The organism is Mesorhizobium sp. WSM4846 (assembly GCF_055811415.1).
Genome location: NZ_JBVVPZ010000010.1, coordinates 114,330 through 141,000 on the forward strand (window position 1 = coordinate 114,330; position 26,671 = coordinate 141,000).

Sequence of the window (26,671 nt, forward strand, 5' to 3'; positions counted from 1 at the left end):
CTGCCCAGGCGCACGGTGGCCTAAGCGCCCCGATCCGGAATCTTCGCCTTCTCGGGGCGCCGAGTAGACCGACCCAGACAAATCTGAGCCATTGCGTGGGTGCATATAGGCGGGCTGTAACGTCACCGTGTCGCCAAGAGAATTGACGTGTTGCCGAAACGTCACCGTCGATTCCCGAGCTCTGCGAGCACGTCGCAACTCATCAACGAAGTAAGGTCGGCAAATGGGCCGTCGCGGCCCTGCTCATTGGGGTGCGCTCAGCCCGACAGTTCGCGTGCCGGCCGCGATTCAACCTGGGAAGATGGTGAAGCCGCCATCGACGCGAATGACCTGCCCGTTGATGAAACGCGCGCGCGGACCGGCGAGGAAGGCCACCGCTTCGGCGATCTCTTCAGGCTCGGCATAGCGGTTCAGCGATTTCTTGCTCGAATCCATGCGCTCCGGATCGACGACGCGGCTCGCCTGGAACCGTGCCGTCTTGGTGGCGCCGGGGCTCACCGCATTGATGCGCACGCCATCGTCGATCAGTTCCTTGGCGAGGCAACGCGTATAATGCACGACGGCCGCCTTAAGCGTGGAGTAGACCACCTCCGGCGAGCATCCGATATGCGCTGCCGCCGAGGCAATGTTGATCACCGAGCCTGAGCCGCGCTTGACCATAGGCGGAATGAACGCCTGGCAGACCAGCATCGTGCCGATGAGATTGTTCTCGGTCAGCACCTTGATGTCTTCATAGTCGATGTCGAGCGCGTTGTTGGGACTGGGCTTTACCCCCTTGGCGCCGATGTCGCCGCCGGCGCAGTTGACCAGAACATGCACATCGCCGAGTTCCGCCTCGATCTTCCTCTTCATTTCGGCAACAGCTTGCCTGTCACCGATGTTGCCCGTAACCGCGGTTACCCGTGTCCCATGCTTTTCCAGACCCCTGGCGGATTCGCCGAGGTCTGCGAATTCGCCATATTGCGACGGCCGGGTCCAGTCGAGATCGTGGATGGCGACGTTTGCGCCAAGTTCGGCCAGGCGGTCGGCCATGACGCGACCAAGGCCGCGTCCCGAGCCGGTCACGAAGGCGGTCAGGCCGCTGAGTTCTCGGGCAGTCATGCTGATTTCTCCATTGCAATGAAATCGAACTTCTTCATGTTGGCGGCGCTGCGCCGGATCATGTCGAGCTCATACGAAACCAGCGCGCCGTCATCGTCGCGCTCCCATGGCGTCCGGTAGTCGGCGTCGTCAGCAAGGCGGTTTACGCGCGCGGCACTCAGGCAGGCCGCGAACTCGCGCGCGGATTTCGGTGCATACTCGTTCCACCAGTCGTCGGTGAGACAGCGAACGTGGCGGGCTTCCAGCGCGCCTGGCTCAAGCACGGCCGTCAGCGTGTCGTGGTGCTTGGCGAGGATGACTGCCAGTTCGGCGAAAGGCACGGCGCCGTCGCCGATCGCGCAGCGGACCAGACGATAGCCCTCATCGGTGAACTGCACGCGATAGTCCTTGAGGTGGACATGGCGGACGTGCGGTGCGATGCGCCGCGTGAAGGCAAGCGGCGCCTCGCCGACAGGGAAGGTGTTGCCGGTGTCGTAGGTGATGCCGACGCCCGGCCCACCGAGTTCGCAGAACGCGACCAGTTCGTCGCTGCCGAAGTCCTGATGGTTTTCGATGCCGAGCACCCGGCCCTCAGCCGCCGCACGCGGCCCCCATTCCGTCAAGGCAGCGCGGATCGTCGCGTCGAACTCGCTCCATTTCGGGCCCCACAGGTTGCGGTCGCCGCACAGGACGGGGGTCAGTGCGATACGGATCGTTGTCGCCTCGAGCAGGCGCGCCGCTCGAAAGGCACTGTCCAACGGACCGGCCACCAGAAGTCCGCCACTGACCACCGGGACGATGTCGAGCGCGATCAGACGCTTGCGTAGGTCGACGATTTCGGGGTCCGGCAAGTCGGTCAACCACGGCTCGTAGATCTCGAGCGTGCGTGCGCCCAGTTCCTGCGCAAGCGCCATGAAGCCTTCCAGCCCGGTCCCGTCCGGATTGTGCCGCGGCGTACCGTGTCCCTGCAGGCCGAGAGTGTAGGTCAGTCCGTATGGGTTGAGGCCGAGACGAAACATCAGCTTGGCAGTTCCGTTGAAGGATTTGGAAGCGATCGCATCAGCGCAGACCGGCATCGACGGCGATGGACTGCTTGGTGATCATGCGGCTGTCATCGGCGGCAAGGAAGAGCACGGTCCGCGCGATCTCCTCGCCCAGCAGGACGCGGCGGATGAGTTGCCGCTGCACCGTTTGGTCGATTGCGTCCTGAGTCTTGAACCACAGCTGGCGCTGCCGCTCGGTGATGACGGCGCCGGGTTCGACTGCATTGACGCGGATGTTGTCGGATCCAAACGACCGCGCCAGTGCGCGCGTCAGCGCCACAACGGCACCCTTGGCGGTGGCATAGGCCACCATCTGGTCCGCGCCGAAACGCCAGGCGATGGAAGAGAAGTTTATGATCGAGCCGAAGCCGAGTTCCTTCATATGCGGATGCACCGCCTGCGCGGCGAAGAAGTGATGCCGGAGATTGACGTCGAAGCTGCGGTCCCAATATTCGGCTGTCACCGCGTCAACGGGATGGCGCTGATCATCGGCAGCGTTGTTTACCAGAACGGCGACCGGACCGAGCTTAGCGCGCACGTCTTCTACCGATGCCTGCAGCGCATCAACGTCGGTCACATCGCAATGGAGGTACAGGGGAGTTCGCCTGCCGGCACCGCTGAGTTCACGGACCAGCGCCTCTGCGGGCCCATCCTGCACATCGAGAAAGCATACGCGGGCGCCATTCGCCACGAAAGCGCGAACCATATCGGCCCCGATCCCGGAGGCGCCGCCGGAGATCAGCACGACGCGATCGGTCAAGCTCGGGTAAGTCGCGAATTGCATGGACATCAGATCACAGAAGCGCCCTGGTTGCTGGATCGAACAGACAGGCGCGCGACATGTCGATGCCGAGCGTTATCGTCTCGCCCATGACCGGAGCGTCATCCGGCTCGAAACGGCCGGTGATCTCCAGGTCGCCCAGCCTGAGGACGGCAAGCGTCTCGGCACCGGTCGGCTCGACCAGTTCGACCGGCGCCCGCAAGGACACGACAGCAGGTTTGCGCGACTTCAGGTCCGTCGTGAAGCGGTAGATGTGTTCGGGCCGAACACCGAGCACCACGTCCTTTGGCGCACCGGCGGACAGCGGCGCGGCAAGGGCAAGAGCAGCGTCGCTGCCGTCAGCGGCGCGCACCGCGATGCTGGCTGAGCCGGTAAGCCGGGCGGGGATGAAATTCATCGTCGGCGATCCCATGAAACCGGCCACGAACATGTTGGTCGGCCGGTCATAGACCCGCTTCGGCGTGTCGAACTGCTGCACCGAGCCCTGGTTCATCACCGCAATGCGGGACGCGAGCGTCATCGCCTCGACCTGATCGTGAGTGACGTACACCGTCGTCTTGCCGACGCGATGGTGCAGCTTCTTGATTTCGGTGCGCATGTCGACGCGCAGCTTGGCGTCGAGATTGGACAGCGGCTCGTCGAACAAAAACAGTTTTGGATCGCGTACCAGCGCGCGTCCCATCGCAACGCGCTGCCGCTGTCCTCCCGACAGCTGCCCAGGCTTGCGGTTGAGCAGCTGCTCGATCTGCAGGAGTGCGGCAACCCGCTTTACAGCTTCCGCCTGCTCCGCTTTCGGCACGCCCCGGCTTTCCATGCCGAAGGTGATGTTCTGGCGCACCGTCATGGTCGGATAGAGGGCATAGGACTGGAACACCATCGCTATGTCGCGGTCCTTGGGCTGCACGGAGTTCACCAGCCGGTCGCCGATCCAGATCTCGCCCGAGGTGACGGTTTCCAGGCCGGCGATCATGGCGAGCAAGGTTGACTTGCCGCATCCCGACGGGCCGACGAGGGCGACAAACTCCCCGGTTCGCGCCTCGAGATTGATGCCGGCCAGAATCTCGAGCCCGCCATAGCTCTTGTGAAGGTCGCGGATCATCAGCGCGGACATGGGCGATGCCTCATTTGATGGCGCCCTGTGTCAGGCCGCGCACGAAGTATTTTCCACCGAACAGGTAGATCAGCAGCGGCGGCAGCGCGCCGATCAGCACGGCTGCGCTCATCACATCGTAAGCACGGGCGGTCGTGCCGCCGGCAGTAAGCGCGACCAAAGCCGCCGTAATCGGCTGCTGCTGGCCCGAGGTGAAGACGACGCCGAACAGATACTCGTTCCAGATGCCGGTGAATTGCCAGATGACGGTGACGATCAAAATCGGCGGCGACAGCGGCAGGATGATCTTGCGAAAGATCCGCCAGAAGCCGGCGCCGTCGATGCGTGCCGCCTTGATAAGGTCGTCCGGTATGCTGACGTAGAAGTTGCGGCAGAACAGGGTGGTGAACGAGACGCCCTGGACGACGTGAATCAACACCAGACCATACGTCGAATTGGTCAGGCCGAGCTTGCCGAGCAGGAACGCCCACGGCATCAGCGAGATCTGGCCGGGCATGAAGACGCCGAGCAGCATCAGGTTGAACAGAATTTCCGAGCCCTTGAAACGCCATTTCGACAGCACATAGCCGTTCATGGCGCCGAGGAGCGTGGAAATGAGCGTTGCGGGGATCGTCATCCAGAGCGAATTGAAGAAATTGCGCTTCATGCCTTCGCAGGTGCCGCTAACGCAATAAGTACCCCAAGCCTGCGCCCACGCGTCGAGGCGGAAGCTGCGCGGCAGCGAGATGAGGCCGTTGCGGGCAATTTCGGACTGCTCCCGCAACGAGTTGAAGACGACGACTAGCAGCGGTGCAAGGTAGATGATCGCGAAAAGCGTCAGCACCGCATAGACAAGGAAGCGGTTCCAGAAATATCGCCGCGTAGCCGCGGCCGCTTCGGGATCATGCCGGGCGTTGGCGGCAATTTCAGCCATTGCGGCCCTCCGCCCGCCTGCGCCCAACGATCCACAAGGAATAGGGCACCAGCACAACCGCGAGGGCCGCGAGCATCATCATCGCCGCGGCGGCACCCTCGCCGATCTGCCCACGCTGGAACATCAGGTCGTAGACATAGATCGCCGGGAAGGTAGTCGACACACCTGGCCCACCCCGCGTCAACGCCGCCACCAGGTCGAACGTCTTGATGGCGAACTGGATCTGGATGACCGCCACCGCCAGAAAAATCGGGGCGATCGTCGGCAGGATGACCTTCCGATAGGTGCGGGAAACCGACGCACCGTCGATCTGCGCTGCTTTGATGAGATCCGGATCGACCGACCGCAGGCCAGCCAGGAAAAGCGCCATTGCGAAGCCGGACGACTGCCAGATACCGGTTATGATCACCGCATAGATTGCGGTGTTGCGGTTGGCCGTCAGGGCGAAGCTGAAGTCGGTCCAGCCGAGCCCCCGCACGAAGGCCTGGATGCCGTCGACGGGATTATAGAGCCAACTCCACACTGTGCCGGTGACGATGAAGGAGACTGCCAGCGGATAGAGGAAGATGGTGCGCCAGACCGCCTCGCCGCGAACGCGCTGGTCTATCAGGATCGCAAGAACCAGCCCGATGGCCATCGAGCCGACGATATAGAAGCCGCTGAACAGAAAGAGGTTGGTGTAGGCGATGTTCCAGCGCCGGTTCGCCCAGAGCGAAGCGTAATTGTCCAGACCGACGAACCCATAGGTCGGCATCAGCGACGAACTGGAGAGCGAGAGATAGAGCGTCCAGAGCGTGAAGACGAAGACGTAGATGAAACTCGCCGCAAGCGACGGCGCCAGCACCAGAATGGGCACCATCGTGCCCAGACGCTGCCGCCACGGGGTTGCGATGGCCGCAACCGGTACGGTCAGGTCACGCGTTGACATCTTCTGCTCCGGCGAAGTCGGGGCCGGGCGACGCGCGACAAGCCATCATCGGCAGCGTCTTCACATCTGCGCTTCGGCCGCATCGGCCATGGCGCTAGCTGCGTCCTGCGCGGTCATGTCCGGCGTCGCCACGAATTCGGTGACGGTATCCATGATCGCGCCGCGCACCTTCTGCGGGATCGTCATGTTGTGCGCCATCGAACGGACAAGCGTGCCGGCATCGATCGACGCCTGCAGGTCCTTCTGCGAGAGCTGCTGGCAGGGATTGAAGCCGTTCGAAAGATCGACGTCGAGACGGGCCGGGATCGAACCCTTGGTCTGATTGAAAATCGTCTGGAACTCGGGCGACAGGATGGTGCTGGCGAGCAGTTTCTGGCCCTCGACATAGTCCGGATCCTTCTGCTGGAAGAACACGACCGAGTCGGAATTCAGGATGAAGCCCGGCTTGCCCCAATCAGTCGGCGCCTGGGCGCAGATATAGTCGGTGCCCTGCTTGAAGCCGCCGGCCGTGAGCAGGCCGAGCGTCCAGTCGCCCATGATGTGGAAGGCGGCCTCGCCGCGGCCCACCAGATGCGACATGCTATCCCAGTCGCGGCCGTTCATGCCGGGGTCCATATATTTCGTCGTCATGGTGCGGAACTGTTCGAAGGCCTTGACCATGCCGTCGCTGCGCATCGCCTCGACATCACCCTCGACGAAGGCCTTCTTGAAGAGATCGAGATCCATTCCGTAGACCACCACCTCGAAGACCGTCGAATCGGTCCAGTCGGCAGTCGAGTGCGAGATGCAGATTTTGCCCGATGCCACGACCTTGTCGCAGGCGGCGTTGAAGTCCGCCCAGGTCTTCGGCACCTCGGCCACGCCTGCTTCCTGCATGACCTTCGGCGATGCCCACAGCCAGTTGATGCGATGAATATTCATCGGCGCCGCCACCCAGCTGCCGGTCGGTTTCATCACCGGCAGCAATTCGGGAGCGACGACCTTCTCCCAATTTTCCGCTGTCGCCAGTTCGTCGAGATTGGCTGTCATGCCGGTCTCGTTCCATTCGGCGATCTCGGGTCCCTTGAGCTGCACCGCTGGAGGTGCGTTGCCGGCGATGACGTCGGCGCGGAGTTTCGCCAGCGTGTTGGCCGTGTGGCCCGCGATGGAGGTCTGCTGCCAGGTGCCACCCTTGGCGGTGAACATCTCGCCGAGCTTGGCAATGGCCTGGGCGTCCGATCCGGTCGCCCATTGATGCAACAGGTTGGTCTTGGGCTCTGCGAGCGCGGCTCCCGCAACAAAGCTGTACACCGTAGCGGCCGCGACGGCCGTCCTCAGGTATTCCATCGTTCCACTCCCATAAGTGATGTACGGTTCGTATCGACCGCTTGTGACGCAATTCGAGTTCGTCGCAGAGGAGATGCAGCATCTCCGTTCTTTCCAAGATGACATATTTGAGCTATCAGTCAACGTCCTTTGTGCTCATCATGAACAAACCTTCGCTTAGAAATTGGCTGATCGACAGGCCCTCCGCATCACCGGAGAGCCTGATCGTGCGATGCCTGCGGGAGCGCGGCGTGCTTTCTGCCTCGCAAATCGCGCACATCACCGGTTTGGCGCGGTCGACAGTTTCAACCGCGCTCAATGGCTTGAGAAAGTCCGGAATGGTGATCGAATCCTCGGCCCACCATGACGGCGCCAGGGGCATCGGCCGGCCTGCCGCGACCTTGACGCTCAATCCCTCTGCGGGCACCTGTGTCGGAATCCACCTGGGCCTCGATGAGATGCGGTGCCTCGTCGCCGACGTCTCGCATTCTGTCATTGCCGAACAAACTATCGCCATGGGCCTGGACTACCAGCCACAACAGGCGGCCGAGCTCGCCAAGTCAGCAATTGCCCAATGCTATGAAGAGAACGGTCTGCCGATGGCGGGACTCCTGGGGGTTGGGGTTTCCGTCTCGGGCCCTGTCAGCCGCGAAGGCGTGGTGCAGCGTGCGAGTATTGTTCCGACCTGGGCCGGGGTCAACATCCGCGATGTGTTCGGGCCGGTTCTCGAACAGCCGATTTTCGCCGACAACGAGAGCAACTGCTCCGCCATTGCCGAGCTGATGTGGGGCGCGGCCGTCGGCCAAGACGATTTCGTGCTGTTCAAGATCGATCTCGGCGTCGGCGGGGCCATAGTCCAGCATGGCCGGCTGGTCACCGGCATGGCCGGCGGCGCCGGCGAATTCGGGCATATCAGCATCGATCCCGGCGGCGATCTTTGCCGGTGCGGCAATCGCGGATGCCTGGAGCTTTATGCGAGTTTTGCCCGGCCGCTCGAGCAGATTTCGCGCGTCGTGCGGCGGCCGGTGACGATGGACGAGGTGATCATGATGGCTGAACAGGGCGACGTCGGCGCGCTGCGGATGATCGAGGACACCGCGGACTTCGCCGGCCGTGGCCTTGGTCTGATCGGCTCGGTGATCAATCCGCCGCTCATCATCATCGGTGGCCGCATGGCTTTGGCAGGCGACATTCTCCTGGCACCGCTGATCGCGTCATATGAACGCCACACGCTCATCAAGTCCCGCGATATCGCGCCAGCCCTGCGCACGCGGATAATCATTGGCAAGCACACGCAGAACGATGCCTTGCTCGGCGCGGTCGGCCTGGTGCTGCGCCACAACAGCCGGCTGCAATGATTTGACTTACGCCGATCGGCGCGGCCGTTGCCCCTCACTCCCACTCGATTATTTAGAGTCATCATAAGGCTTTGTTTTCACTCGTGAAAATAAAATTTGTCCCAAGAATCTACCGCCTACGGGACCGTCAAAAAACTACGCTTTTGATTTCATTGGAGAATTTTGACCAGTCGGGGCTGCTCATCTATCGCCTACTATCGGTGTTTTCGGCAGACTGCCACGCCCTCCCCCAGAACGATCTATCCCAAGAAAAGTACCGTCAGCGCGGCATTCGATTCAAGAAAGGCTTCCTCTTCGCGCCATGAGCCGACCTTGGATACCGTGATCCTCGACGATTTGTCTCACCTCGATAGCGGACGAGATCATTGTTGATTGCCGCGAGCCCGGATTACGACCGCGAAGCGGTCAGAAATCCAAATCCATATCGTGATGATGATGCTCGTGACCGGGAAGCTCCGGCGGCGGCGGGCCAGGCACTTCGGCCACCATCGCCTCCGTCATGATGAGGAGGCCTGCCACCGAGGCTGCGCCCTGGAGCGCCGTTCGCACCACCTTGGCTGGGTCGATGATGCCCTTTGACACCAGATCCCCGTACACGCCCGATTGGGCATCGTAGCCATAGGCGTTGTTCGATAGCGAGATTGAAGAGGTGCCAGATCCCGTTCCGCGCCGGACATCTGCAGTCGTGTTCTAATGCTCCAAACCTCGCGCGGTTTGAGAGGAGGCTTCTGACCGACGATGTGGCCTCTGTTCCTGTTAGACATGGTCCTTCCGCAGCCGCAGCGCTCAACACGAGCAAGCGAATCTAACAATGGGCTGTGAGAGCGTCGCCGAGGATATCAGCCTAGTGGGCTCCCGGTCGATCGAAGCCGCGGGCCGGCAATGGGCGCAGTCGCGCCATTTGTCGACTTTTGCCTTGGACACGTCGAAGGTCACGATCAGATCCCGTTCCGACCCTTATGGTCCTAGGCGCGACGAGCAGCTCTGGAGCGCTTCGCCTCGACCGTTGCTGAGCCAGCCCATGAAGCCAGGAGACCACTTCGCAACGAGGCCTTGTGCTCTGACGGATCGATGGGCTGTAGCGCGTCTTTTATTCCCATCGCGGCTGAGGAAGCGGGGCGTCAGTCAGGAAATGACCGATAGCATTGACAATGCACCAAACCCTCATCGCCTTTGGTCCGTTGGACCGATGACGCTGCCGAGGTTTCCCCATTTCTCGTCTGCGTTGTCGGTCTCTTTTTTGGCCGGGCGGGCGGCAACTCGTTCGGATTGCGGTTTAGTGGGGGAGCGTCACCTGCACCGATTAAGCGGTTCAGTGCCCTGCGTTCTGGCCCTTAGGAATGTGTCTCGTGCCGAATGCCGTTGTTGAACGGTAAAAAGGGGGCTGTTTGTGGAGGCGTTCAGTATTAGGCGCTGGGGCCGTCTGGTCCCGTCATTGCGTGCCATTGCTCGATGTGCGGGCCCGTTTGAGCGCCAAGCGACACACACACCATGGCCAGCAACGGTAAGACTGTGATACCATTGCACAAGTTGCGTCGCCGCCGGCAGACTGCCGTTTCCGCGAAGCCGGACAAGCGCAGTGCTCAGTATCGTAACTCTCAACCCGATGAACAAGTAGCCGCGGATTATGGAACTTGTCGTCGCCCTTGGCCTGATCGCCTTCAAGGTCGCGTTGCTGATTGCGATCCTGCTGCTGCTGCCTTTGCCGCTGACCTGGGTGGAACGCAAGATCGCCGGGCACATCCAGCAGCGGATGGGCCCGATGCGCGTGGGGTGGCACGGGCTGCTGCAGCCGGTGGCGGACGGCATCAAGCTCTTGACCAAAGAGGACCACATCCCGGCCGAAGCCGACCGCTTCCTGTTCAAACTGGCGCCAATCCTGGCGCTCGCCCCGCCCTTTGTGGTGTTCGTCGCGATCCCCTTCGGCGAAAGCATCTCGGTCCTCGGTCACGAGATCACACTCTACGTCTCCAACATGAATGTGGCCCTCCTTTTCGTCTTCGCGGTGATCGGGATCGAGGTCTATGGCGTCATCTTCGGCGGCTGGGCCGCGAACAGCAAATACGCGGTCCTGGGCAGCCTCAGAACCTGCGCGCAGATGATCAGCTACGAGATCCCCATGGGGTTCGCGGTCATCGGCGTGGTCATGCTGGCGCAATCCATGAGCCTGCTCGATATCGTGCGGGCACAGGCCGATGTCTGGAACATCGTCTACCAACCGGTCGGATTTTTCGTATTCTTCGTCGCCGGGCTGGCCGAAGCGCAGCGCATTCCGTTCGACCTGGCGGAGGCGGAAGGCGATCTGGGGGCCGGGTTCCATACCGAATACAGCGGCATCCGCTTTGCGTTCTTCATGGTCAGCGAATACGCCGTCATGCTGCTGGTGTCGGTCCTGTCGGTCATCCTGTTCTTCGGCGGCTGGAACGGCGTGCTGATCCCGTTGCCGCCGCTCCTCTGGTTCGCGCTCAAGGTCGCGTTCTTTCTCTATGTGTTTATGTGGTTCCGCTTCACCTTCCCGCGCTATCGATACGACCAACTGATGGCGATCGGCTGGAAAGTCTTGCTTCCACTGTCACTGGCGAACATAATAGTAACAGGTGTTGCTTTCCTTTGAGGGCCACCCCAAGCGAGGCGGCGATGTCGCGCGCACTGCACATAAGTGGAACATGGATCGGCTGGGCATTCTTCGCCGATCTAGCGGGCGCCTTGGCGCTGACCTTCGGCTACATGTTCTCCAGATCCGTGACCATGCAGTATCCTGACAAGGAAAAATGGTTGCCCTATTCGCGTTACCGCGGGCATCACTTCCTGACGCGCGACGAAGAGGGCGAGATCAAGTGCGTGGCCTGCGAACTCTGCGCGCGGATTTGTCCCTGCGACTGTATCGAAGTCATTCCCTACGAGGACGAGAAGGGCAACCGGCATCCAGCTAAATTCGAGATCGACATGGCCCGCTGCCTGTTCTGCGGGCTGTGCGAGGACGCCTGCCCGGCCGACGCGATCGCGCTTGGCCAACAGTACGAATTCTCGAGTTTTTCCTCGCGTGACCTGGTGGTCGGGCGCGACGACCTGCTCGGCAAACCGGGCAAGGCGACGACCGGCGGCGGCGTGGTCGCCGCGCGCCTGAACACCGAACAGGACGTGCTGGTCGAGACGAGCGAGCCTCAGGGATACAACTGGTGGCGGAATATCCGCCGAACGTGAACGCGCGGCAACCGTCAAGCCGGAGCACAGGAGGCTCAGATGCTTGTCCGCCAAATCTTGAAGACCAAATCTCCCGAGCTCATCTCGGTCACACCAGATCAGACGGTCGTAGAAGTCCTGCGGCTGTTTCGGGACAACAACATCGGATTCGTGGTCGTCAGCCGTTCGCCCGGGGAATGCCTGGGCACGCTGTCGGAGCGGGACTGCTGCTATGCGGTGGCTGAATACGGAATCGAGGCGCCCACAATGCGGGTCGCCGACATCATGAACCGCAGTGTGGTGACCTGTTCGACACAGGATTTGCTGCCCTTTGTGATGTCGCTCATGACCGACCGACGCACGCGCCATGTGTTGGTCATGGATGGCGACGCTTCTGTCGGCGTGGTGAGCATCGGCGACGTGGTCAAGCACCGGCTCGACGAATTGCTCCGTACCGAGCAAGCGTTGAGCGATTACATTGCCGGCACCCCTTATCACTGAGGATGCAAACCCGGGGGAGCCGATTAGGGTGAACTGCCCGGAAGCTCGGCAATGCCTTGGCCGCGATTTTCAGGGCGCGCCCCGACTCCGGTGGCGAAGGCAGCGTGCGCCTTTTGAACCTCCACCGGACAAGGGTATTCGCCCCGCCGCATAAGGCTGTTGAGACGCAGGTCTCTATAGTTTTCAGGCACGAACACGAGGCCCGGGGGAAAATGCCTGTTGACCTTGAGCTGCGCCCTCAGTTCGCCCTGGGCGGATCGCACGACCACCTGATCGCGATCCGAAAGGCAAAGCTGCGCGGCGTCCCGCGCGCTCATCTCAACATATGGGTCATCCGCCACCGTATTCAGGATCTCCGAGCGTTCGGAAAGATATCCATTGTGGAACAGGCAGTTGCCGGTGACCAACATGAGCCGGTCGGCCGCATTCGGGTTAGGCGGAGGGGCGAAGAACTCGCCAGCCGGCGGCGTCGGGTCCGCCGTGGTGAATGCTCCGTCGGCTCCAAGCCCGTCCGTCAGCCCTTGGTAGGCCGGAACCAGCCGGGCAATCTCGCGGAAGATTTCGCCTTGCATCGACGGTTGCAATGCCTGGTTGCGGAGCGCTGCGACGAAGTCGAAGATCGCTAGATTGCCCCGCGCCTCGAAGGCGGGTTCGCGGAACTTGCAGACCTTCTGGATCCGGCCCTCGTTGTTGGTGAAGGTGCCGGTTTCCTCGCCATAACCCGCCGCTGGCAGGACGACATCGGCCACGCCCACCGTATCTGTGAGGAACGTGTCCTGCACGATCAGGAGATCGGTGGCATCAAGCGCCCGCTTGACGAATCCCCGGTCGGGATAGGCCATCAGAGGGTCGCTTCCGGCGATATAAAGCGCGCCTACCCGCCCCTCGTTACAAAGCGCCAGCATGGCGTCGAGATCTGCGCCCGGCTCAGGCGGAATTTCGGCGCCCCAGGCCCGTACGAGAGCGGTGCGCGCCGCATCATCGTTGACCGGGCGCAGCCCCGGCAGCGCCGCCGACAGAACCCCCATGTCCCAGGCGCCCAACTGGTTGGCACGGTCGAAGAGGAACTGCATCGCCAGGTCCTTGCCGAGTATGCGGAGAAGCTGCAACAGGTTTCTGAGTTGCTGCAACGTCGCGCGCGCTTCGGGTGATCTCAGGAGATCGGCGCTGACAAGAACGGTGACGCTGCGGCCTTCCAGCAGCGCGGCGACCAGACGGTCCGGCCCGTTACTCTCTGCGGTCGCTTCCGGCCCACCGCTTGTCGCGCCCCTGTCGGCAAAAACGTCACGCGGCAAGGCCTGACCAGCCGCCGCCACCAGCCCGGCCACTACCGCGGCAAGGCTCGCTGCCTCACCGCCCGGCCGAACGCGAACGACCACCCGGGCATCGGCGTCCAGACGGGATGGCCGCGCCGAGAGCATGAGCAACCCGGTCTGCCGCCGCCGGGCGCTGTCTCGCAGCAGGTATTCAGTGACCGGGTTCTCGTCGGTCACGTTGCCACCGACGACAAGCACGCAGTCGTTGCCGATCACCTCCTCCAGCGGCGCGCGGGTGTAGAAGCCCGCCACCAACGGGCCGAGCGTCTCGAAGGGCGTGGACCAGCGCGACGAGCAGTCGATGTTGTTGGTCCGGAATACCGTCCGCATCAGCTTCTGGAACTGATAAAGCACCTCGTTGGGCAGGCGCGGCGATGCCAGCCCGCCCGCAGCCTTGCTCTCGACGGCCGACAGGCCTAGGCGCAGGTAGTCCCCGGCTTCGTCCCAGGAAACCGGAACCAAGGCACCATCACGACGGATCATCGGCCGCTTGATCCGGTCCTGGCTCTCTACGAAATCGAGGCCGAAGCGTCCCCGCACGCAGAGCGTTTCGCGGTTGAGCCCCTCGTCCCACTTCGAGCGGACCCGCATGAACTCGCCCTTGCGTGTGCCGACGGTCAGCTGGCAGCCCGTGCCGCAGTGCGGACAGACCGTGTCGGTCTCGACCAGATCCCAGGGCCGCGCCTTGTAGCGATAGGGGAAGCTCATCAGCGCGCCAACCGGGCAGACCTCGACGCAATTGCCGCACTGGTCGCAACTCGCGAGACTGCCCTCGAAGCCGGTGACGGCGGTATCCATGCCTTTTTCGATGGTGCCCAAGGCGACCGCTCCGACCACGTCCTCGCACATCCGGACGCAGCGCTGGCACTGGATGCAGCGGTTGACGTTCATGATGATGACGGGGCTGAGACGGATGTCCTCGGAGTGGAACACACGTTTGGCATCGCGGAATCGGCTTTCCCGGGGCCCGTATGCCATCACCATGTCCTGAAGCTCGCACTCGCCGCCCTTGTCACAGATCGGGCAGTCGAGGGGGTGGTTGGCAAGCAGCATGTCGAGCATGGAAGAGCGCGTTTCGTCGATCAGCGGCGTGTTAGTCCGCACCACCATGCCGTCGGTGACCGCGGTGGCGCAGGAAGGCTGCAGCCGCCGCTGCCCTTCGATCTCCACCAGGCACATGCGGCAGGACGCCAGCGCCGGCAGCCGCTTGAGATAGCAGAAGGTCGGGATTTCGATGCCCAAACGCTCGGCAGCCTGCAGCACCGTAGAGCCTGCCTCCACTTCCAGCGATTGTTCATCGATCGTGACGCTAACCATGACTTTCTTGCGGCCTTCTCCCTGCGCGCTCCTTAGTGAAACGAGCACCTGCCCTCCTCGATATGGGCGACGAATTCATGCTCGAAATGCGCCAGTGCCGCCCGCAGCCCCATAGCCGCGCCATCGCCCAGAGCGCAGAACGTGTTGCCGAAAATGCCCTTGCAGAGCGCCTCCAGCTGTTCCAGATCGTCCGGCACGCCCTGTCCCGCCTCGACCCGGCGCAGCACTTTCACAACCCAGTTGAGCCCTTCGCGGCACGGCGTGCACTTGCCGCAGGACTCGTGGTGGAAGAACTCGATGATCCGGGTGGCGACCTTGACCATGCAGGTCGAGTCGTCGATCACGATCACCCCGGCCGAGCCAAGCATCGAGCCGACCGCAGCCAGTGAGTCGAAGTCCATCCCGACATCCAGCCCGCGCTCCGGGATCAGCGGCGCCGAGACCCCGCCGGGGATCACCGCCTTGATCCTGCGCCCCGGCGGCGGCCCGCCCGCGCGGTCCTCGACCAGTTCACGCAGCGATATGCCCATCGGCAGTTCGTAAAGGCCCGGTTTCCGCACGTGCCCGCTGAGGCAATAAAGCTTCGGACCGGGGCTCTTGTCAGGGCCGATGCCGCGAAACCAGTCCGGCCCCCGCGCCACAATATGCGGCACGCAGACCAGCGTCTCGACATTGTTGATCACGGTCGGGCTGGCGTAGAGCCCCGCGACCGCCGGAAATGGCGGTTTCAGACGGGGCTGCGCCCGCTTGCCTTCGAGCGAGTCGAGCATCGCCGTCTCCTCGCCGCAGATATATGCGCCGGCGCCGCAATGGATGTGCACGACGAAACTGAAATCCAAGCCCAGAATCCGTGTCCCCAGATAACCCTTCGCATGGGCCTCGGCGATCGCCTGCTCCAGCCGGTGGATCGCCAGCACGTATTCCCCGCGGATGTAGACATAGGCGGTTTCCGCCCCGATCGCGTAGGCGCTGATCGCCATGCCCTCGATCAGCTGGTGCGGATCACGCTCCATGATGATCCGGTCCTTGAACGTGCCGGGCTCGCCCTCATCGGCGTTGCAGCACAGGTATTTCGGCTTGTCGGCCCGTTTTGGCACGAAGCTCCATTTCAACCCCGTCGGGAATCCGGCGCCGCCGCGACCGCGCAGGTTCGATTGCTTGACGAGGTCGATGATCTCGTCGGGCGTGTGCTCGCGCAGCGCCTTCGCCAGCGCCTGGTAGCCGCCGCCGGCCTCATAGCTCGAAAGCAGATGGCCATCCGGCACGTCCATGTTTCTGAGAAGGACCGGTTCGAACATGGCGGCTATTCACCCGGCGGTCCTGCGGCGGCGAGTTCGGCGCCAGTCGCTTGCCCTGCCGCCGCGCGCAGCCTGTCCAAGAGCGCGTCGATCCGCGCAATGTCGAGGTCGCCGTGATAGTCGTCGCCGACCTGCATCACCGGGGCCATCTCGCAAGCGCCGAGGCATTCGACGGTCCAAAGCGTGAACAGCCCGTCCGGGGTCGTGCCGCCCTTTTCGATCCCCAGCACAGTCTCCAGATGCCTCAGTAGGTCCTCGGATCGGCGCAGCATACAGGATAGGTTGTCGCAGAGTTGCAAGTGGAACAGACCCACCGGCTCGGTATGGAAGAGGGTGTAGAAGGTCGCCAATTCGTAGACCCAGACCCGCTCGACACCCAGGATGTCGGAGACCTCTTCCAACACCGGGCCGGGCAGATGACCATGTTCCTTCTGCGCGATCAGAAGCGCGGGCATGATCGCCGAGCGCTGGTCGGGATACCGCGCCGCCGCCGCTTCTATCTTTTCGCGCATGTTCATTGCGTCCAGATCCCGGCTACTTGTCTACCTCGGCCATCACCGGGTCGAGGCTGCCCAGCACGGCGATCATGTCCGCGAGGAAGCGCGCATTGCTTGCCCCGAACAGTCCCTGAAGGTTGACGAACGACGGTGCCCGCACCTTCATACGGAACGGTTTTTGCGACCCGTCGCTGATGATGTAAAAGCCGAGTTCGCCCTTTGGTGCCTCGATCGCCGAATAGACCTCGCCCTTCGGCACTTTGAAGCCATAAGCCGACAGGTCGAAATGCTGGATCAGCGCCTCCATCGAGCAGTGCACCCTGTCCTTATCCACTGGGAAAGCGATGGTCGGCATATCGATCTGGAACGGCCCCTCGGGCATCTGGTCAAGGCATTGCTCGATGATCCGGACGCTCTCGCGCATCTCCTCGACGCGGCATTGCCAGCGCGCGTAGCAATCACCCTCATCGCGGGTAATGACGTTGAAAGCCAACCGGTCGTAGATCTCATAGGGCTCGTCGCGGCGGATGTCCCAGTCGACGCCCGAGGCCCGCAGGTTCGGGCCACTCAGGCCAAGGTCGATGCCGTCCTCGGCTGAGATCACGCCGATCCCCTGCGTGCGCTTCAGGAACACCCGGTTGTTCTCGACCAGCCGTTCATAGTCGCGGATCCGGTTCGGGAAGATGTCGCAGAACTCCCTGATCTTGGGAAAGAACCCGTCGGGCAGGTCCTCGCGCACACCCCCGACCCGGCAGAAGGACGTGTGCATCCGCGCCCCGCTGATCATCTCCAATAGGTCCATGATCATTTCACGCTCGCGCATGGCGTAAACCAACGCGGTCATGGCGCCCAGGTCCATCGGCAACGCACCGGTGATCAGGAGGTGACCGGAGATCCGCGCGAGTTCGGCCATCAGCACGCGGATATATTGCGCGCGGATCGGCGCTTCGATGCCCAGGAGCTTCTCCACCGCTAGCGCGAAAGCGAGGTTGTTCGAGGGCGGGCAGAGGTAGTCGAGCCGGTCGGTTAGCGGAAAAATCTGGGTGTAAGTGAAGCTCTCGGCCAGCTTTTCGGTGCCGCGGTGGAGGTAGCCGATGTGTGGGTCCACGCGCGCGACATACTCGCCGTCCAGCTCAAGGACGAGCCGCAGCACCCCATGCGTGCTGGGATGCTGCGGGCCGAGGTTGAGAAGCACCTCCTTTGTGTCGAGCGCTTCACCTGCCGGCCTGCTCAGTTCCGTGACTTCGGTCATCTCACTTCCCGGCGTCGAACGGCCTCCCTTATGGAATGTCCTTGGTGGCGAGATCGGGCTGCGTCGGCGGCGGGCCTTCCGCGCCAAACGGGTTCAGCGTGTCCTTGTAGCCCCGGAGCGGAAAGTCCTTGCGCTGCGGAAAGCCCTCGAAGCCTTCCCACATGTAGATCCGGCGCAGGTCGGGATGGCCCTCGAACCGGATGCCATACATGTCCCAGGCCTCGCGCTCGTGCCAGTTGGCGGTCCGCCAGACCCCCGTCACCGACGGGACCCGCGGCGGATCGCCGAGGCGGCATTTGATCCGAACGCGCCATTTGTTCGGCAGCGAATAGAGGTGGTACACCACCTCGTAGCGCAGCGTTTCGGGATAATGATCGACCCCGCAGATGTCGGACAGGAAATCGAACCGCAGCGTCGGATGGCCCTTCAGGAATTGGCAAAGCTCGACGATCATGTCAGGCGGTGAGGCGAAAGCGTGAACCCCATGCGAGAAGCCAAGCTCCTCGATTTCCCCCCCGAAACGTTCCGCGATCAGGGTGCGGATGAGGGACGTCTCCACGCTCATGAGGCTGCAACCCGATCCAGAGGCGTCCCGGCCAGCGCGCGGGACCTCTTGATCTTCTCTTGGAGCAGAAGGATGCCATGCATCAGTGCTTCGGGCCGCGGCGGGCAGCCGGGCACATGCACGTCCACCGGCACGAAAGTCTCCGCCCCCTGCACCACGGCGTAAGTGTTGTAGACCCCGCCCGAGATCGCGCAGGTGCCCATGGCGATGACCCAGCGTGGCTCCGGCATCTGGTCGAAGAGCCGGCGCACGACCGGAGCGAACTTCCGCGTCACCGTGCCGGCGATGATCATCACGTCGGACTGGCGCGGCGAAGGTCGAAACACCACGCCGAAGCGGTCGAGATCGTAGCGGGCGCAGCCGGCCGAAATCATCTCTATGGCGCAGCAGGCAATCCCGAAGGTCTCGGGCCAGAGCGCCGACCGCCGGCTCCAACTGATGACGCTGTCGGCGGTGGTGAACAGCACGCTGTCGCGAATCGTTTCGCCTACTCCTCCCATTCCAGCGCTCCTTTCAGCCAGGCGTAGGCGAAGCCCACGATAAGCAGCAGCATGAAGACAAACATCTCGACATAGCCGACCAGCCCGATCTCCTTCAGCACGACCGCCCAGGGAAACAGGAACATCGCCTCGACGTCGAACACCACCAGCAGGATTGCGAGGATGAAGAACTGCACCCTGAAGCGGCCTCCGGCGGCCTCGCCGGCCGGGTCCATGCCGCACTCATAGGGCATGTTCTTCGCGGGATAGGGGTTGGACGGGCGCAGGAGCGAGGAGACGAACAGCGTCGCCACGGCCACCAGGACAATTCCGGCGACCATGAAGAGAACCGGCAGGAATTCCATTCCAGTCATGTCGCGCTGCCCTGGTCACCACCGAGGGCTTGCTCAAGCTGCGACCGACCAATCTTCAGGCCGGCGGTGCTGGCCCTCGTGCAGCGACTAGGGCATCCTTTCGTACGCTCCAGAGTATTCCCTTGGCCGGTTCATTGCAAATCCAATCGTGGTCAACCGCCGAACACGGAACTCTGGGCAAGCCTCAGAAACCACGCCGGAAACAGTCCGATGCCGATGGTGCCGGCGGCGGTCAAGGCGAGCGTGGCGCGGACGGACGGCGTCAGGGCAGGCTCGAACGCGCGCTCCGGCTCGCGCATGTAGATCACCATGACGATGCGGATGTAGAAGTAGGCGGCGACGGCGCTCAGCAGCACCGCGATCACCGCCAGCGTGACGAAACCCCGCTCGACGAGCGCCACCAGCACGTAGAACTTGGCGAAGAACCCGGCTGTCGGCGGAATGCCGGCGAGCGAGAACAGGTAGAGCAGCATCAGAAGCGCCAACCCGCGATGCGACTTGGCGAAGCCGGCGTAGTCCTCGATGACCTCGCCGGAGAAATCGCCATTCCGCATCATGATGACGATGCCGAAGATACCGAGATTCATGAAGGCGTAGATCAGCAGGTAGAGCATCACCCCGGCAATCCCGTCGGCGCCACCCGCCACCACGCCGAAGAGCGCGAAGCCCGCATGGGCGATGCTGGAATAGGCGAGCAGGCGCTTGAAATTGTCCTGCACCAGCGCCACGAAGCTGCCGAGCGCCATCGTCACCACCGCGATCACCGCGACGATGATCCAGGCGTCGGAAGCGGCGACCAGCGGGTTGAGGAACACGCGCAGGATCACCGCGAACCCCGCCGCCTTGGGGGCGACCGACATGAAGGCCGTGATTGTCGTCGGCGCGCCTTCATAGACGTCCGGCACCCACATGTGGAACGGCACCGCGCCGACCTTGAAGACCAGCCCCGCGACGATGAAGACCACCGCCAGGAGCAATCCGGGATCGAGCGGGTCGCCGGTCACCGCCGCAGCCATCCCGTCCAGCTGCGTCGTGCCGGTGATCCCGTAGATCAGCGAGACGCCGTAGAGGAAGATTCCCGTCGAGACCCCGCCGAGAACCACGTATTTCAGCGCCGCCTCGTTCGACCGCCGCTCCTTCCTGAGGAAGCCGGTGAGCACATAGGTCGAGAGCGCCATCAGTTCGAGGCCGACATAGATCGACAGAAGATCGGTTGCCGAGGCCATGATCATCATGCCCGAAAGCGCAAAGAGCAGCAGGACATAGTATTCGCTCAACGCGATCTCCTCGATCTCGGCATATTTTCGCGACAGGAGGAACGTCAGGATGGTCGAAAGGTAGAACACCATCTTGAAGAAGACCGCGAAGCGGTCGGCGATAAACATGCCCGAATAGGCCGGCCGCACCTCGCCCGCCAGTAACAGTGTCGCCAGGGTCGCAACCAGCACGGTTGCAGCGGAAGCCCAGACGAGGAAATACCCCTGTCCCTTTGGCACAAGCTGTCCCAGAATCAGCAAGATGCAGGCCCCAGTGACCACCACGATCTCGGGCAGGCTCGCTAGGATCGACTGGAAAAGCGTGGCAGCGGTCATTGGCCGCCCCCGTTAGAATGCACCTGCGTGAGCAGATGCCTCACCGAAGGCCCGATGATGTTGAGAAAAGGTTTCGGATAGAGCCCGACCCAGAGCACGAAGACCGCCAGCGGCAGGATCGCCACCAGTTCGCGGGCGTTTACGTCGCGAATCTTGAACCGCACGCCGATGCTGGCTGGACCAAGCGCGACTTTCCTGTACATGCCAAGCAGATAGGCCGCGCCCAGCAGTGCCCCCAAAACGGCGGCCGCGCCGACGGCCAGATTGGCCGCAAACGCGCCCGACAGCACCAGCAGCTCGCCCACGAACGAATTCGTTCCCGGCAGCGCCATCGACGACAGGGTGAACAGCGCAAGAAACGCGGTATAGACCGGCGCCGCCTTCATCAGCCCGCCATAATCCGCGATGCTGCGGGTATGGGTCCGCTCGTAGATCAGGCCGACGAACAGGAACAACGCGCCCGTCGTTACGCCATGATTGAACATTTGCAGGATGCCGCCCTCGAGCCCGCGGAGGTTCAACGTGAAAATACCCAGCGTCACGAAACCCATGTGGCTGATGCTGGAATAGGCCACCAGCTTCTTGAGGTCGTCCTGCGCCAGCGCGAGTAACCCGCCATAGACGATTGCGAGCGCCGAAAGCGAAAGCATTAGCGTCGAATAATACAGCGACGCCTCCGGCAGCATCGGCAGCGAGAACCGCAGGAAGCCGTAGGCGCCCATCTTCAGGAGAACGCCGGCGAGGATGATGCTACCCGCCGTCGGCGCCTGCACATGGGCGTCCGGCAGCCAGGTATGGACCGGGACCATCGGCACCTTGACTGCGAAGGCGATCAGGAAGGCAAAGAACAGCCAGGACTGAACTCGGAACGGCAAATCCTGCGCCGTCAGGGCGAGGATGTCGAAAGTCTCGCCGCCGTGGAAATAGAGCACGATGACACCGATCAGGAACAGAAGACTGCCCGCCAGCGTGTAGAGGAAGAATTTGAACGCCGCATAGACCCGGCCGTCGCCACCCCAGACGCCGATGATCACGTACATCGGGATCAGCATCGCCTCCCAGAAGACGTAGAACAGGAACAGGTCGAGCGCGCAGAACACCCCCAGCATCAGCGCCTGCATGGCCAGCAGGCTGACCATGAACTCCTTCACCTTGCGGTCGATCGCGACCCACGAGGCGAGCACGCAAATCCAGCCCAATAACGCAGTCAGGAATACAAAGAGCGCGCTGATTCCGTCGATGCCGAGCGCGTAAGTGATTCCGAGCGCGGGCACCCACGGGCGCGTCTCGGTGAACTGCATCTCGTGGGTAGTGGTGTCAAAGCCGGCCAGCATAGCGATGCAGAGAGCGAGGTCGAGGACGGCGACACCTAGCGCCGTCCACCGCACCGCATCGTCGCTGCGGAGAAACATCAGAACCGCTGCCCCGGCGGCGGGCATGAACACGATGAAGCTAAGCAGCGGGAACGCCATCGCACCCCTACCGCCACACCACAGCGAAGACGGCGATGGCTGCGATCACACCGACGATCATCGCCAGCGCGTAATGGGTCACGACGCCGGTCTGCAGCTTGCGCAGCGCACCGCCACCGCGCAGGATTGAGCGGGCGACGCCGTTCACGACGGCGTCCACACCGTTGAGATCGATCCGCAGTCCGGCCCGTGCGGTTCCGTGCAGGAAGGGCAGCACCGCGGTCTCGGACACGTCGCTCACCGCCTTCTCGTAGCGCGCCAGCGGTTTTTCGGCGAGCCACATGAAATGCCGCGCGCCTTTGCGGTAGAACCAGTCGGTGTCGATGCTGATCGTGTTCTCGGGGTCGAGCGCCCTGAGGAACAGCACGAAGCCCAATGCGGTGAACATCAGTATGCCGAGGCTCTCGGTGATATGGACGCCGGTGTAGGGTTCGAAGTCGACTGGATGGGGCAGCAGCGCGTAAAGTGGTTGGGGGAACACCCCGATCGCGATGCACAGCACCGCCGCCATTCCCATCGCAACAAGCATATTGCGGGGCGGCTCCCGCGCCTCCAGCTTCCGGTCCATGCCGAAGAACATGTAGTACGGGAGCTTGAGCCCAGTGTGCAGGAAGGTCCCAGATGATGCCATCGTCAGCGCCAGCACCACCAGCGCGCGGTGATCCTGTCCGGCGGCGGCCACCACCATCGATTTGGTCACGAAGCCCGAGAAGAACGGAAATGCCGAGATCGCGAAGGCGCCGACCATGTAGAGCGCCACGGTCAGCGGCATGGTCCCGTAGAGCCCACCGAGCTCGGTGAGCTTGCGCCGCCCGGTGACGTGGATCACCGCCCCCGCACCCATGAACAGGAGCGCCTTGTAGAGGATATGCGCGAAGGCATGGCTGGAGGCCCCGTTCACCGCCATCTCGGTACCGATGCCGACGCCCGCCACCATGTAGCCCACCTGGCTGACGATGTGATAGGCCAGGAGCCGACGGCAGTCGTTCTCCAGCACCGCGTAGATGACGCCGTAAAGCGCCATTGCCGTGCCGAGCCAAACGAGAAGCTCGGTGCCCGGAAACGCCCGGGCCAGCACATAGACGGCGGTCTTGGTGGTGAAGGCGCTCATGAACACCGCTCCGGTGACGGTCGCCTCCGGGTAGGCGTCTGTCAGCCAGGCATTGAGAGGCGGCACCGCGGCGTTGAGCATGAACCCGGCAAGGATCAGGTAGGCGGCGACGCCCATCCCCCCCTCGATCGGGCCGAAGAGCAGCGAACCTGTGGCGAGCCCGTGGAGAATGACGCCACCCAGCAGGGCGACGCCGCCGGTGATATGGACCATGAGATACCGGAACCCCGCACGGATCGCCTGCTTGCCGCGCTGGGCAAAGACCAGATAGGCAGAGGCAAACGCCATACCTTCCCAGAACAGGAACAGGGTCAGGTAGTCGCCTGCAAACACCACGCCGAGCGCGCTGCCAACATAGACGAACGCCGCCACATGCTCTCCGGCGCCCGTCAGGTGCAGCGCATAGACCATGCCGATCAGCGCCATGATGGTGAAAACGGTGGCGAAGACGATGCTCAGCCTGTCGACCTTCGCAATCAGGATTTCCTGCCCGATGAACTCCGCCGCGCCGTAGCTGCCCGGCTGCACGGTGAGCACGGCGAGGATCGCCAGCGCGGGAATCAACATCAGATAGGCCTTGCGGATTGATCCTTTCAGGAAAGGGATCGGCAGGGCGCCAAGTATGAACAGCAGGGCGGGATGGACGAAGTCAATCATAATAGTCCTCGCGCCGCATCAACCCGCCCTGATGGCCGAGGAACTTGGAGACGAAGATCAGCAGGACGCAGGACAAGAAGCCATAGACGGCCGACCAGCCCGGCAAGCGGTCCCACAGGAATTCAGCGTGTTCGCGGGGGACCAGAAAATCGGCGATGACGATCAGAACGAGCGCCAGATAAAACAGCCGGCGGCGTTGCTCCGCGTATCTCGCCTCACCAAAGAAATCGACGACACGCCTGATCATCTGACCACTCCTTCCGCCAGGGTGAGAAAATAGCCGGGGAAAATACCCATCGACACCGACAGGATCGCGGTCGCGACCAGTGGGATCGTCACCATCGGAATTTCACGGACCGTCGCCGGACTTTCCTGTGTCTCCGTCCCGAAAAAAGCGACATAGCTGACCGGCAGGAAGTAGGCGGCGTTCAGGACCGAACTCACCAAGAGCACGACCAGGAACGCAATCTCCCCCGCCTCCACCGAGCCCAGCGCCAGATACCACTTGCTGACGAAGCCCGCGGTCGGCGGCACCCCGATCATGCTGAGCGAGGCCACGAAGAACGCGCCCATCGTCCAGGGCAGCCTGCGGCCGATGCCGGCCATGTCGCTGATGTTCCGCTTGCCGGACGCGCAATAGATCGACCCGGCGCAGAAAAAGAGCGTGATCTTGGAGAACGCATGCGCCGCAATGTGGATGATCCCGCCAACCATCGCGACCGGCGACAGCAGGACCGCGCCCAGCACGATGTAGGAGAGTTGGCTGACCGTCGAATAGGCGAGCCGCGCCTTCAGGTCGTCCCGCGTCAGGGCGTAGATGGACGCCATCAGGATGGTGAACGAGACCAGATAGGCCGTTGCGATGCCGAGCCCCAGCCCGTCCACCAGCCCCGTGCCGAAGACATGGAACACCACCCGCAGCACGCAGAACACGCCCATCTTGACCACGGCCACCGCATGCAAGAGTGCGCTGACCGGTGTCGGCGCGACCATCGCGGCAGGCAGCCAGGCGTGCATCGGCATCACCGCGGCCTTGGCGAAGCCGAACAGATAGCAGAAGTAGACCACGGTCAGCAGCGCCGGCGAGGCATCGACCCCGGCCAGCAGCCCGCCTGGCACGAAGTCGAGCGACCCCGCCAGATGGTAGGTCAGCGCCAGCGCGGCGAGAAGCACGCTTTTCGACGCCCCCATCAAATAGACGAGGTACTTGCGGCTACCCGTCCATCCCTCTTCGTCCTCGTGGTGATAGACGAGCGGATAGGTAACGAGGCTGAGCACCTCGTAGAAGATCACCAGCGTGAACAGATTGGCGGCGAAGGCGCCCCCGACGGCCGCCGCGAGACTGGCGGCGAAGCAGGCGAAGAACCGGGTCTGCGCGTGCTCGTTCAAGTGGCGCATGTAGCCGATGGAATAGATCGCCGCCACGATCCACAAGAGCGACGAGACGGTGGCAAACACCATGCCGAGCGCATCGACCCGGAAAGCGAAGTCGATCCCCGGCAGAATCTCGAACAGGCGCAAATCGACCGTCCCGCCGGCCAGCACCGTGGGTGCCATCGAGGCGACAATTGCGAACATGGCGATCGCGGCCAAGGGCGAGACGAGATCGCGGAGTTTCTCGCGGTTGTTCAGAACGAGAACTGCAAGGGCCGCCAGGCCTGCGACGGCGACGGCAAGCAGCGGCCGGATCGATACCACCGGGTCCAAGCCGCTATCCTTTCATCATGGTCACGTCGTCGACCTTGAGGGTGGACTTGTTCCTCACGAGGGCGACCAGAATCCCGAGGGCGACCGCAACCTCCGCCGCGGTGATTGCGATGACGAAGATTGCGAAGATCTGCCCGCGGAAATCGTCGCCGTAACGCCCGAAAGCGATGAAATTGATGTTGACCGAGTTGAGCAGCAACTCCAGCGACATCAGCACGACCAGGATATTGCGCCTGAGCAGCACGCCCGCCGCTCCGATCACGAACAGGACCACTCCGAGCAAAATATACCACCAGAGCGGAACCATCACCCCTGCTCCTTCCGCGCCAGCACGATGGCGCCGACCAGGGCCGCCAGCAGGATCACGGAGGCGGCTTCAAACGGTAGGAGATAGTCGGCGAAAAGTGTCATGCTGAGCTGCCTGATCTGATCGCCGCCGCGCATCGCGACGGGCTCCGTGACCGAAAAGCGGTCGCTCCAGAGCACCAGTACAAGCATCTCGACCCCAAGCAGGACGAGCAGCACCAGAGCCGGCAGGTTGCCGCCCGGCAAGAACCGCTGCAATACCGCTTCGCGCACATCGATCATCATGATCACGAACAGGATCAGGACCATGATTGCGCCGACATAGACGAAGATCTGGATGACAGCGAGCAACGGTGCCTCGAGCAAGACGAAGATTGCCGAGATCTGCAGGAAACACGCCATCAGCGCCAATGCGCTGTGAACCGGATTCCGCGCCAGGACCACGGTCAGTGCCGTGATCACGGACGCCGCAGCGAACAGAAGAAAGAACGCCTGATCCATCGACGCCAACCCTCCGCCGCGATC

Annotated in this window: 25 protein-coding genes and 1 pseudogene; 4 read left to right on the plus strand and 22 right to left on the minus strand. The window is 62.8% G+C overall.

The window, feature by feature from the left end:
- Nucleotides 1–288 precede the first annotated feature (288 nt).
- From AC0L15_RS11950 to AC0L15_RS11980, 7 genes are read right to left on the minus strand one after another with little or no spacing between them, the layout of a single operon-like run.
- Nucleotides 289–1,101 (minus strand): SDR family NAD(P)-dependent oxidoreductase, encoded by an 813-nt coding sequence (locus AC0L15_RS11950; RefSeq protein WP_023800408.1) that lies wholly within the window; start codon nucleotides 1,099–1,101, stop codon nucleotides 289–291.
- On the minus strand, nucleotides 1,098–2,099 hold the full coding sequence (locus tag AC0L15_RS11955; protein ID WP_287245539.1) for a sugar phosphate isomerase/epimerase family protein: 1,002 nt from the start codon (nucleotides 2,097–2,099) through the stop codon (nucleotides 1,098–1,100). The genes AC0L15_RS11950 and AC0L15_RS11955 overlap by 4 nt, the downstream gene beginning before the upstream one ends.
- A gap of 40 nt (nucleotides 2,100–2,139) precedes the next feature.
- Entirely contained in the window at nucleotides 2,140–2,907 is a 768-nt protein-coding gene (locus tag AC0L15_RS11960) for an SDR family NAD(P)-dependent oxidoreductase (protein WP_023800406.1), read from the minus strand.
- A 10-nt stretch (nucleotides 2,908–2,917) separates the two neighbouring features.
- A complete protein-coding gene (locus AC0L15_RS11965) occupies nucleotides 2,918–4,015 on the minus strand; it encodes an ABC transporter ATP-binding protein (protein ID WP_287245541.1) in 1,098 nt (365 codons plus the stop codon).
- A gap of 10 nt (nucleotides 4,016–4,025) precedes the next feature.
- Nucleotides 4,026–4,928 carry a carbohydrate ABC transporter permease gene (locus tag AC0L15_RS11970; RefSeq protein WP_287245544.1) on the minus strand — a complete coding sequence of 301 codons (903 nt, stop codon included), beginning with the start codon at nucleotides 4,926–4,928 and terminating at the stop codon, nucleotides 4,026–4,028.
- Entirely contained in the window at nucleotides 4,921–5,856 is a 936-nt protein-coding gene (locus AC0L15_RS11975) for a carbohydrate ABC transporter permease (protein WP_287245547.1), read from the minus strand. Before AC0L15_RS11975 ends, AC0L15_RS11970 begins: the two co-directional genes overlap by 8 nt.
- A gap of 60 nt (nucleotides 5,857–5,916) precedes the next feature.
- On the minus strand, nucleotides 5,917–7,182 hold the full coding sequence (locus tag AC0L15_RS11980) for an ABC transporter substrate-binding protein (RefSeq protein ID WP_287245549.1): 1,266 nt from the start codon (nucleotides 7,180–7,182) through the stop codon (nucleotides 5,917–5,919).
- A gap of 140 nt (nucleotides 7,183–7,322) precedes the next feature.
- On the opposite strand from AC0L15_RS11980, the gene AC0L15_RS11985 reads away from it, so the two are divergent.
- Nucleotides 7,323–8,519: an ROK family transcriptional regulator gene (locus AC0L15_RS11985; protein ID WP_287245552.1), complete on the plus strand. Its 1,197-nt coding sequence runs from the start codon at nucleotides 7,323–7,325 to the stop codon at nucleotides 8,517–8,519.
- Nucleotides 8,520–8,924: 405 nt separating this feature from the next.
- On the opposite strand, the pseudogene groEL reads toward AC0L15_RS11985, so the two are convergent.
- Nucleotides 8,925–9,152, minus strand: a pseudogene (gene groEL / locus AC0L15_RS11990) (chaperonin GroEL); the annotation flags it as partial.
- 994 nt (nucleotides 9,153–10,146) lie between these two features.
- Between groEL and nuoH the strand changes: the two are divergent.
- The 3 genes from nuoH to AC0L15_RS12005 are packed head-to-tail and all read left to right on the plus strand — an operon-like array spanning nucleotide 10,147 to nucleotide 12,203.
- Complete coding sequence (gene nuoH / locus AC0L15_RS11995) at nucleotides 10,147–11,133, plus strand: NADH-quinone oxidoreductase subunit NuoH (RefSeq protein ID WP_023800393.1); 987 nt, start codon at nucleotides 10,147–10,149, stop codon at nucleotides 11,131–11,133.
- A gap of 23 nt (nucleotides 11,134–11,156) precedes the next feature.
- Complete coding sequence (locus tag AC0L15_RS12000) at nucleotides 11,157–11,723, plus strand: NADH-quinone oxidoreductase subunit I (protein ID WP_023800392.1); 567 nt, start codon at nucleotides 11,157–11,159, stop codon at nucleotides 11,721–11,723.
- A 39-nt stretch (nucleotides 11,724–11,762) separates the two neighbouring features.
- Nucleotides 11,763–12,203 carry a CBS domain-containing protein gene (locus AC0L15_RS12005; protein WP_023800391.1) on the plus strand — a complete coding sequence of 147 codons (441 nt, stop codon included), beginning with the start codon at nucleotides 11,763–11,765 and terminating at the stop codon, nucleotides 12,201–12,203.
- Between the two features lie 23 nt (nucleotides 12,204–12,226).
- On the opposite strand, the gene nuoG is transcribed toward AC0L15_RS12005, so the two are convergent.
- The 14 genes from nuoG to AC0L15_RS12075 form a co-directional block, all read right to left on the minus strand.
- Nucleotides 12,227–14,836, minus strand: coding sequence for an NADH-quinone oxidoreductase subunit NuoG (nuoG, locus tag AC0L15_RS12010; RefSeq protein ID WP_473496373.1), 2,610 nt, complete (start codon nucleotides 14,834–14,836; stop codon nucleotides 12,227–12,229).
- Between the two features lie 32 nt (nucleotides 14,837–14,868).
- On the minus strand, nucleotides 14,869–16,134 hold the full coding sequence (gene nuoF, locus AC0L15_RS12015; protein ID WP_287245555.1) for an NADH-quinone oxidoreductase subunit NuoF: 1,266 nt from the start codon (nucleotides 16,132–16,134) through the stop codon (nucleotides 14,869–14,871).
- A 5-nt stretch (nucleotides 16,135–16,139) separates the two neighbouring features.
- On the minus strand, nucleotides 16,140–16,652 hold the full coding sequence (locus tag AC0L15_RS12020) for an NADH-quinone oxidoreductase subunit NuoE (protein WP_287245558.1): 513 nt from the start codon (nucleotides 16,650–16,652) through the stop codon (nucleotides 16,140–16,142).
- Between the two features lie 16 nt (nucleotides 16,653–16,668).
- Nucleotides 16,669–17,883, minus strand: a complete 1,215-nt coding sequence (gene nuoD / locus AC0L15_RS12025) for an NADH dehydrogenase (quinone) subunit D (protein WP_027152450.1) — start codon at nucleotides 17,881–17,883, stop codon at nucleotides 16,669–16,671.
- A 28-nt stretch (nucleotides 17,884–17,911) separates the two neighbouring features.
- Complete coding sequence (locus tag AC0L15_RS12030; protein WP_287245560.1) at nucleotides 17,912–18,448, minus strand: NADH-quinone oxidoreductase subunit C; 537 nt, start codon at nucleotides 18,446–18,448, stop codon at nucleotides 17,912–17,914.
- Nucleotides 18,445–18,948, minus strand: coding sequence for a NuoB/complex I 20 kDa subunit family protein (locus AC0L15_RS12035; protein ID WP_027152448.1), 504 nt, complete (start codon nucleotides 18,946–18,948; stop codon nucleotides 18,445–18,447). Before AC0L15_RS12035 ends, AC0L15_RS12030 begins: the two co-directional genes overlap by 4 nt.
- Nucleotides 18,936–19,301, minus strand: a complete 366-nt coding sequence (locus AC0L15_RS12040; protein ID WP_023800384.1) for an NADH-quinone oxidoreductase subunit A — start codon at nucleotides 19,299–19,301, stop codon at nucleotides 18,936–18,938. The genes AC0L15_RS12035 and AC0L15_RS12040 overlap by 13 nt, the downstream gene beginning before the upstream one ends.
- Nucleotides 19,302–19,453: 152 nt before the next feature.
- Entirely contained in the window at nucleotides 19,454–20,893 is a 1,440-nt protein-coding gene (locus AC0L15_RS12045; RefSeq protein ID WP_023800383.1) for an NADH-quinone oxidoreductase subunit N, read from the minus strand.
- Nucleotides 20,890–22,365, minus strand: coding sequence for an NADH-quinone oxidoreductase subunit M (locus AC0L15_RS12050; protein WP_287245563.1), 1,476 nt, complete (start codon nucleotides 22,363–22,365; stop codon nucleotides 20,890–20,892). Before AC0L15_RS12050 ends, AC0L15_RS12045 begins: the two co-directional genes overlap by 4 nt.
- 7 nt (nucleotides 22,366–22,372) lie before the next feature.
- Nucleotides 22,373–24,133, minus strand: coding sequence for a Na(+)/H(+) antiporter subunit D (locus AC0L15_RS12055; protein WP_287245566.1), 1,761 nt, complete (start codon nucleotides 24,131–24,133; stop codon nucleotides 22,373–22,375).
- Nucleotides 24,126–24,380, minus strand: coding sequence for a hypothetical protein (locus AC0L15_RS12060; protein WP_023800380.1), 255 nt, complete (start codon nucleotides 24,378–24,380; stop codon nucleotides 24,126–24,128). The genes AC0L15_RS12055 and AC0L15_RS12060 overlap by 8 nt, the downstream gene beginning before the upstream one ends.
- Complete coding sequence (locus AC0L15_RS12065; RefSeq protein WP_287245568.1) at nucleotides 24,377–25,840, minus strand: monovalent cation/H+ antiporter subunit D family protein; 1,464 nt, start codon at nucleotides 25,838–25,840, stop codon at nucleotides 24,377–24,379. Before AC0L15_RS12065 ends, AC0L15_RS12060 begins: the two co-directional genes overlap by 4 nt.
- 4 nt (nucleotides 25,841–25,844) lie before the next feature.
- Nucleotides 25,845–26,147 (minus strand): NADH-quinone oxidoreductase subunit NuoK, encoded by a 303-nt coding sequence (gene nuoK, locus AC0L15_RS12070; RefSeq protein WP_287245571.1) that lies wholly within the window; start codon nucleotides 26,145–26,147, stop codon nucleotides 25,845–25,847.
- A complete protein-coding gene (locus AC0L15_RS12075; protein ID WP_473496374.1) occupies nucleotides 26,147–26,647 on the minus strand; it encodes an NADH-quinone oxidoreductase subunit J in 501 nt (166 codons plus the stop codon). Before AC0L15_RS12075 ends, nuoK begins: the two co-directional genes overlap by 1 nt.
- Between the last annotated feature and the right edge of the window lie 24 nt (nucleotides 26,648–26,671).

Coding starts and splice junctions, on each gene's coding strand:
- AC0L15_RS11950 (WP_023800408.1), bottom strand. CDS start 1,101: ATGACTGCCCGAGAACTCAGCGGCCTGACCGCCTTCGTGACCGGCTCG.
- AC0L15_RS11980 (WP_287245549.1), bottom strand. CDS start 7,182: ATGGAATACCTGAGGACGGCCGTCGCGGCCGCTACGGTGTACAGCTTT.
- AC0L15_RS12040 (WP_023800384.1), bottom strand. CDS start 19,301: ATGACTGGAATGGAATTCCTGCCGGTTCTCTTCATGGTCGCCGGAATT.
- nuoF (WP_287245555.1), bottom strand. CDS start 16,134: ATGTTCGAACCGGTCCTTCTCAGAAACATGGACGTGCCGGATGGCCAT.
- AC0L15_RS11970 (WP_287245544.1), bottom strand. CDS start 4,928: ATGGCTGAAATTGCCGCCAACGCCCGGCATGATCCCGAAGCGGCCGCG.
- AC0L15_RS12030 (WP_287245560.1), bottom strand. CDS start 18,448: ATGAGCGTGGAGACGTCCCTCATCCGCACCCTGATCGCGGAACGTTTC.
- nuoH (WP_023800393.1), top strand. CDS start 10,147: ATGGAACTTGTCGTCGCCCTTGGCCTGATCGCCTTCAAGGTCGCGTTG.
- AC0L15_RS12060 (WP_023800380.1), bottom strand. CDS start 24,380: ATGATCAGGCGTGTCGTCGATTTCTTTGGTGAGGCGAGATACGCGGAG.
- nuoD (WP_027152450.1), bottom strand. CDS start 17,883: ATGACCGAAGTCACGGAACTGAGCAGGCCGGCAGGTGAAGCGCTCGAC.
- AC0L15_RS11955 (WP_287245539.1), bottom strand. CDS start 2,099: ATGTTTCGTCTCGGCCTCAACCCATACGGACTGACCTACACTCTCGGC.
- nuoG (WP_473496373.1), bottom strand. CDS start 14,836: ATGGTTAGCGTCACGATCGATGAACAATCGCTGGAAGTGGAGGCAGGC.
- AC0L15_RS12050 (WP_287245563.1), bottom strand. CDS start 22,365: ATGGCGTTCCCGCTGCTTAGCTTCATCGTGTTCATGCCCGCCGCCGGG.
- AC0L15_RS12000 (WP_023800392.1), top strand. CDS start 11,157: ATGTCGCGCGCACTGCACATAAGTGGAACATGGATCGGCTGGGCATTC.
- AC0L15_RS12035 (WP_027152448.1), bottom strand. CDS start 18,948: ATGGGAGGAGTAGGCGAAACGATTCGCGACAGCGTGCTGTTCACCACC.
- AC0L15_RS12075 (WP_473496374.1), bottom strand. CDS start 26,647: ATGGATCAGGCGTTCTTTCTTCTGTTCGCTGCGGCGTCCGTGATCACG.
- AC0L15_RS12055 (WP_287245566.1), bottom strand. CDS start 24,133: ATGATTGACTTCGTCCATCCCGCCCTGCTGTTCATACTTGGCGCCCTG.
- AC0L15_RS12020 (WP_287245558.1), bottom strand. CDS start 16,652: ATGAACATGCGCGAAAAGATAGAAGCGGCGGCGGCGCGGTATCCCGAC.
- AC0L15_RS12045 (WP_023800383.1), bottom strand. CDS start 20,893: ATGACCGCTGCCACGCTTTTCCAGTCGATCCTAGCGAGCCTGCCCGAG.
- AC0L15_RS11960 (WP_023800406.1), bottom strand. CDS start 2,907: ATGCAATTCGCGACTTACCCGAGCTTGACCGATCGCGTCGTGCTGATC.
- AC0L15_RS11975 (WP_287245547.1), bottom strand. CDS start 5,856: ATGTCAACGCGTGACCTGACCGTACCGGTTGCGGCCATCGCAACCCCG.
- AC0L15_RS11985 (WP_287245552.1), top strand. CDS start 7,323: ATGAACAAACCTTCGCTTAGAAATTGGCTGATCGACAGGCCCTCCGCA.
- AC0L15_RS12005 (WP_023800391.1), top strand. CDS start 11,763: ATGCTTGTCCGCCAAATCTTGAAGACCAAATCTCCCGAGCTCATCTCG.
- nuoK (WP_287245571.1), bottom strand. CDS start 26,147: ATGGTTCCGCTCTGGTGGTATATTTTGCTCGGAGTGGTCCTGTTCGTG.
- AC0L15_RS11965 (WP_287245541.1), bottom strand. CDS start 4,015: ATGTCCGCGCTGATGATCCGCGACCTTCACAAGAGCTATGGCGGGCTC.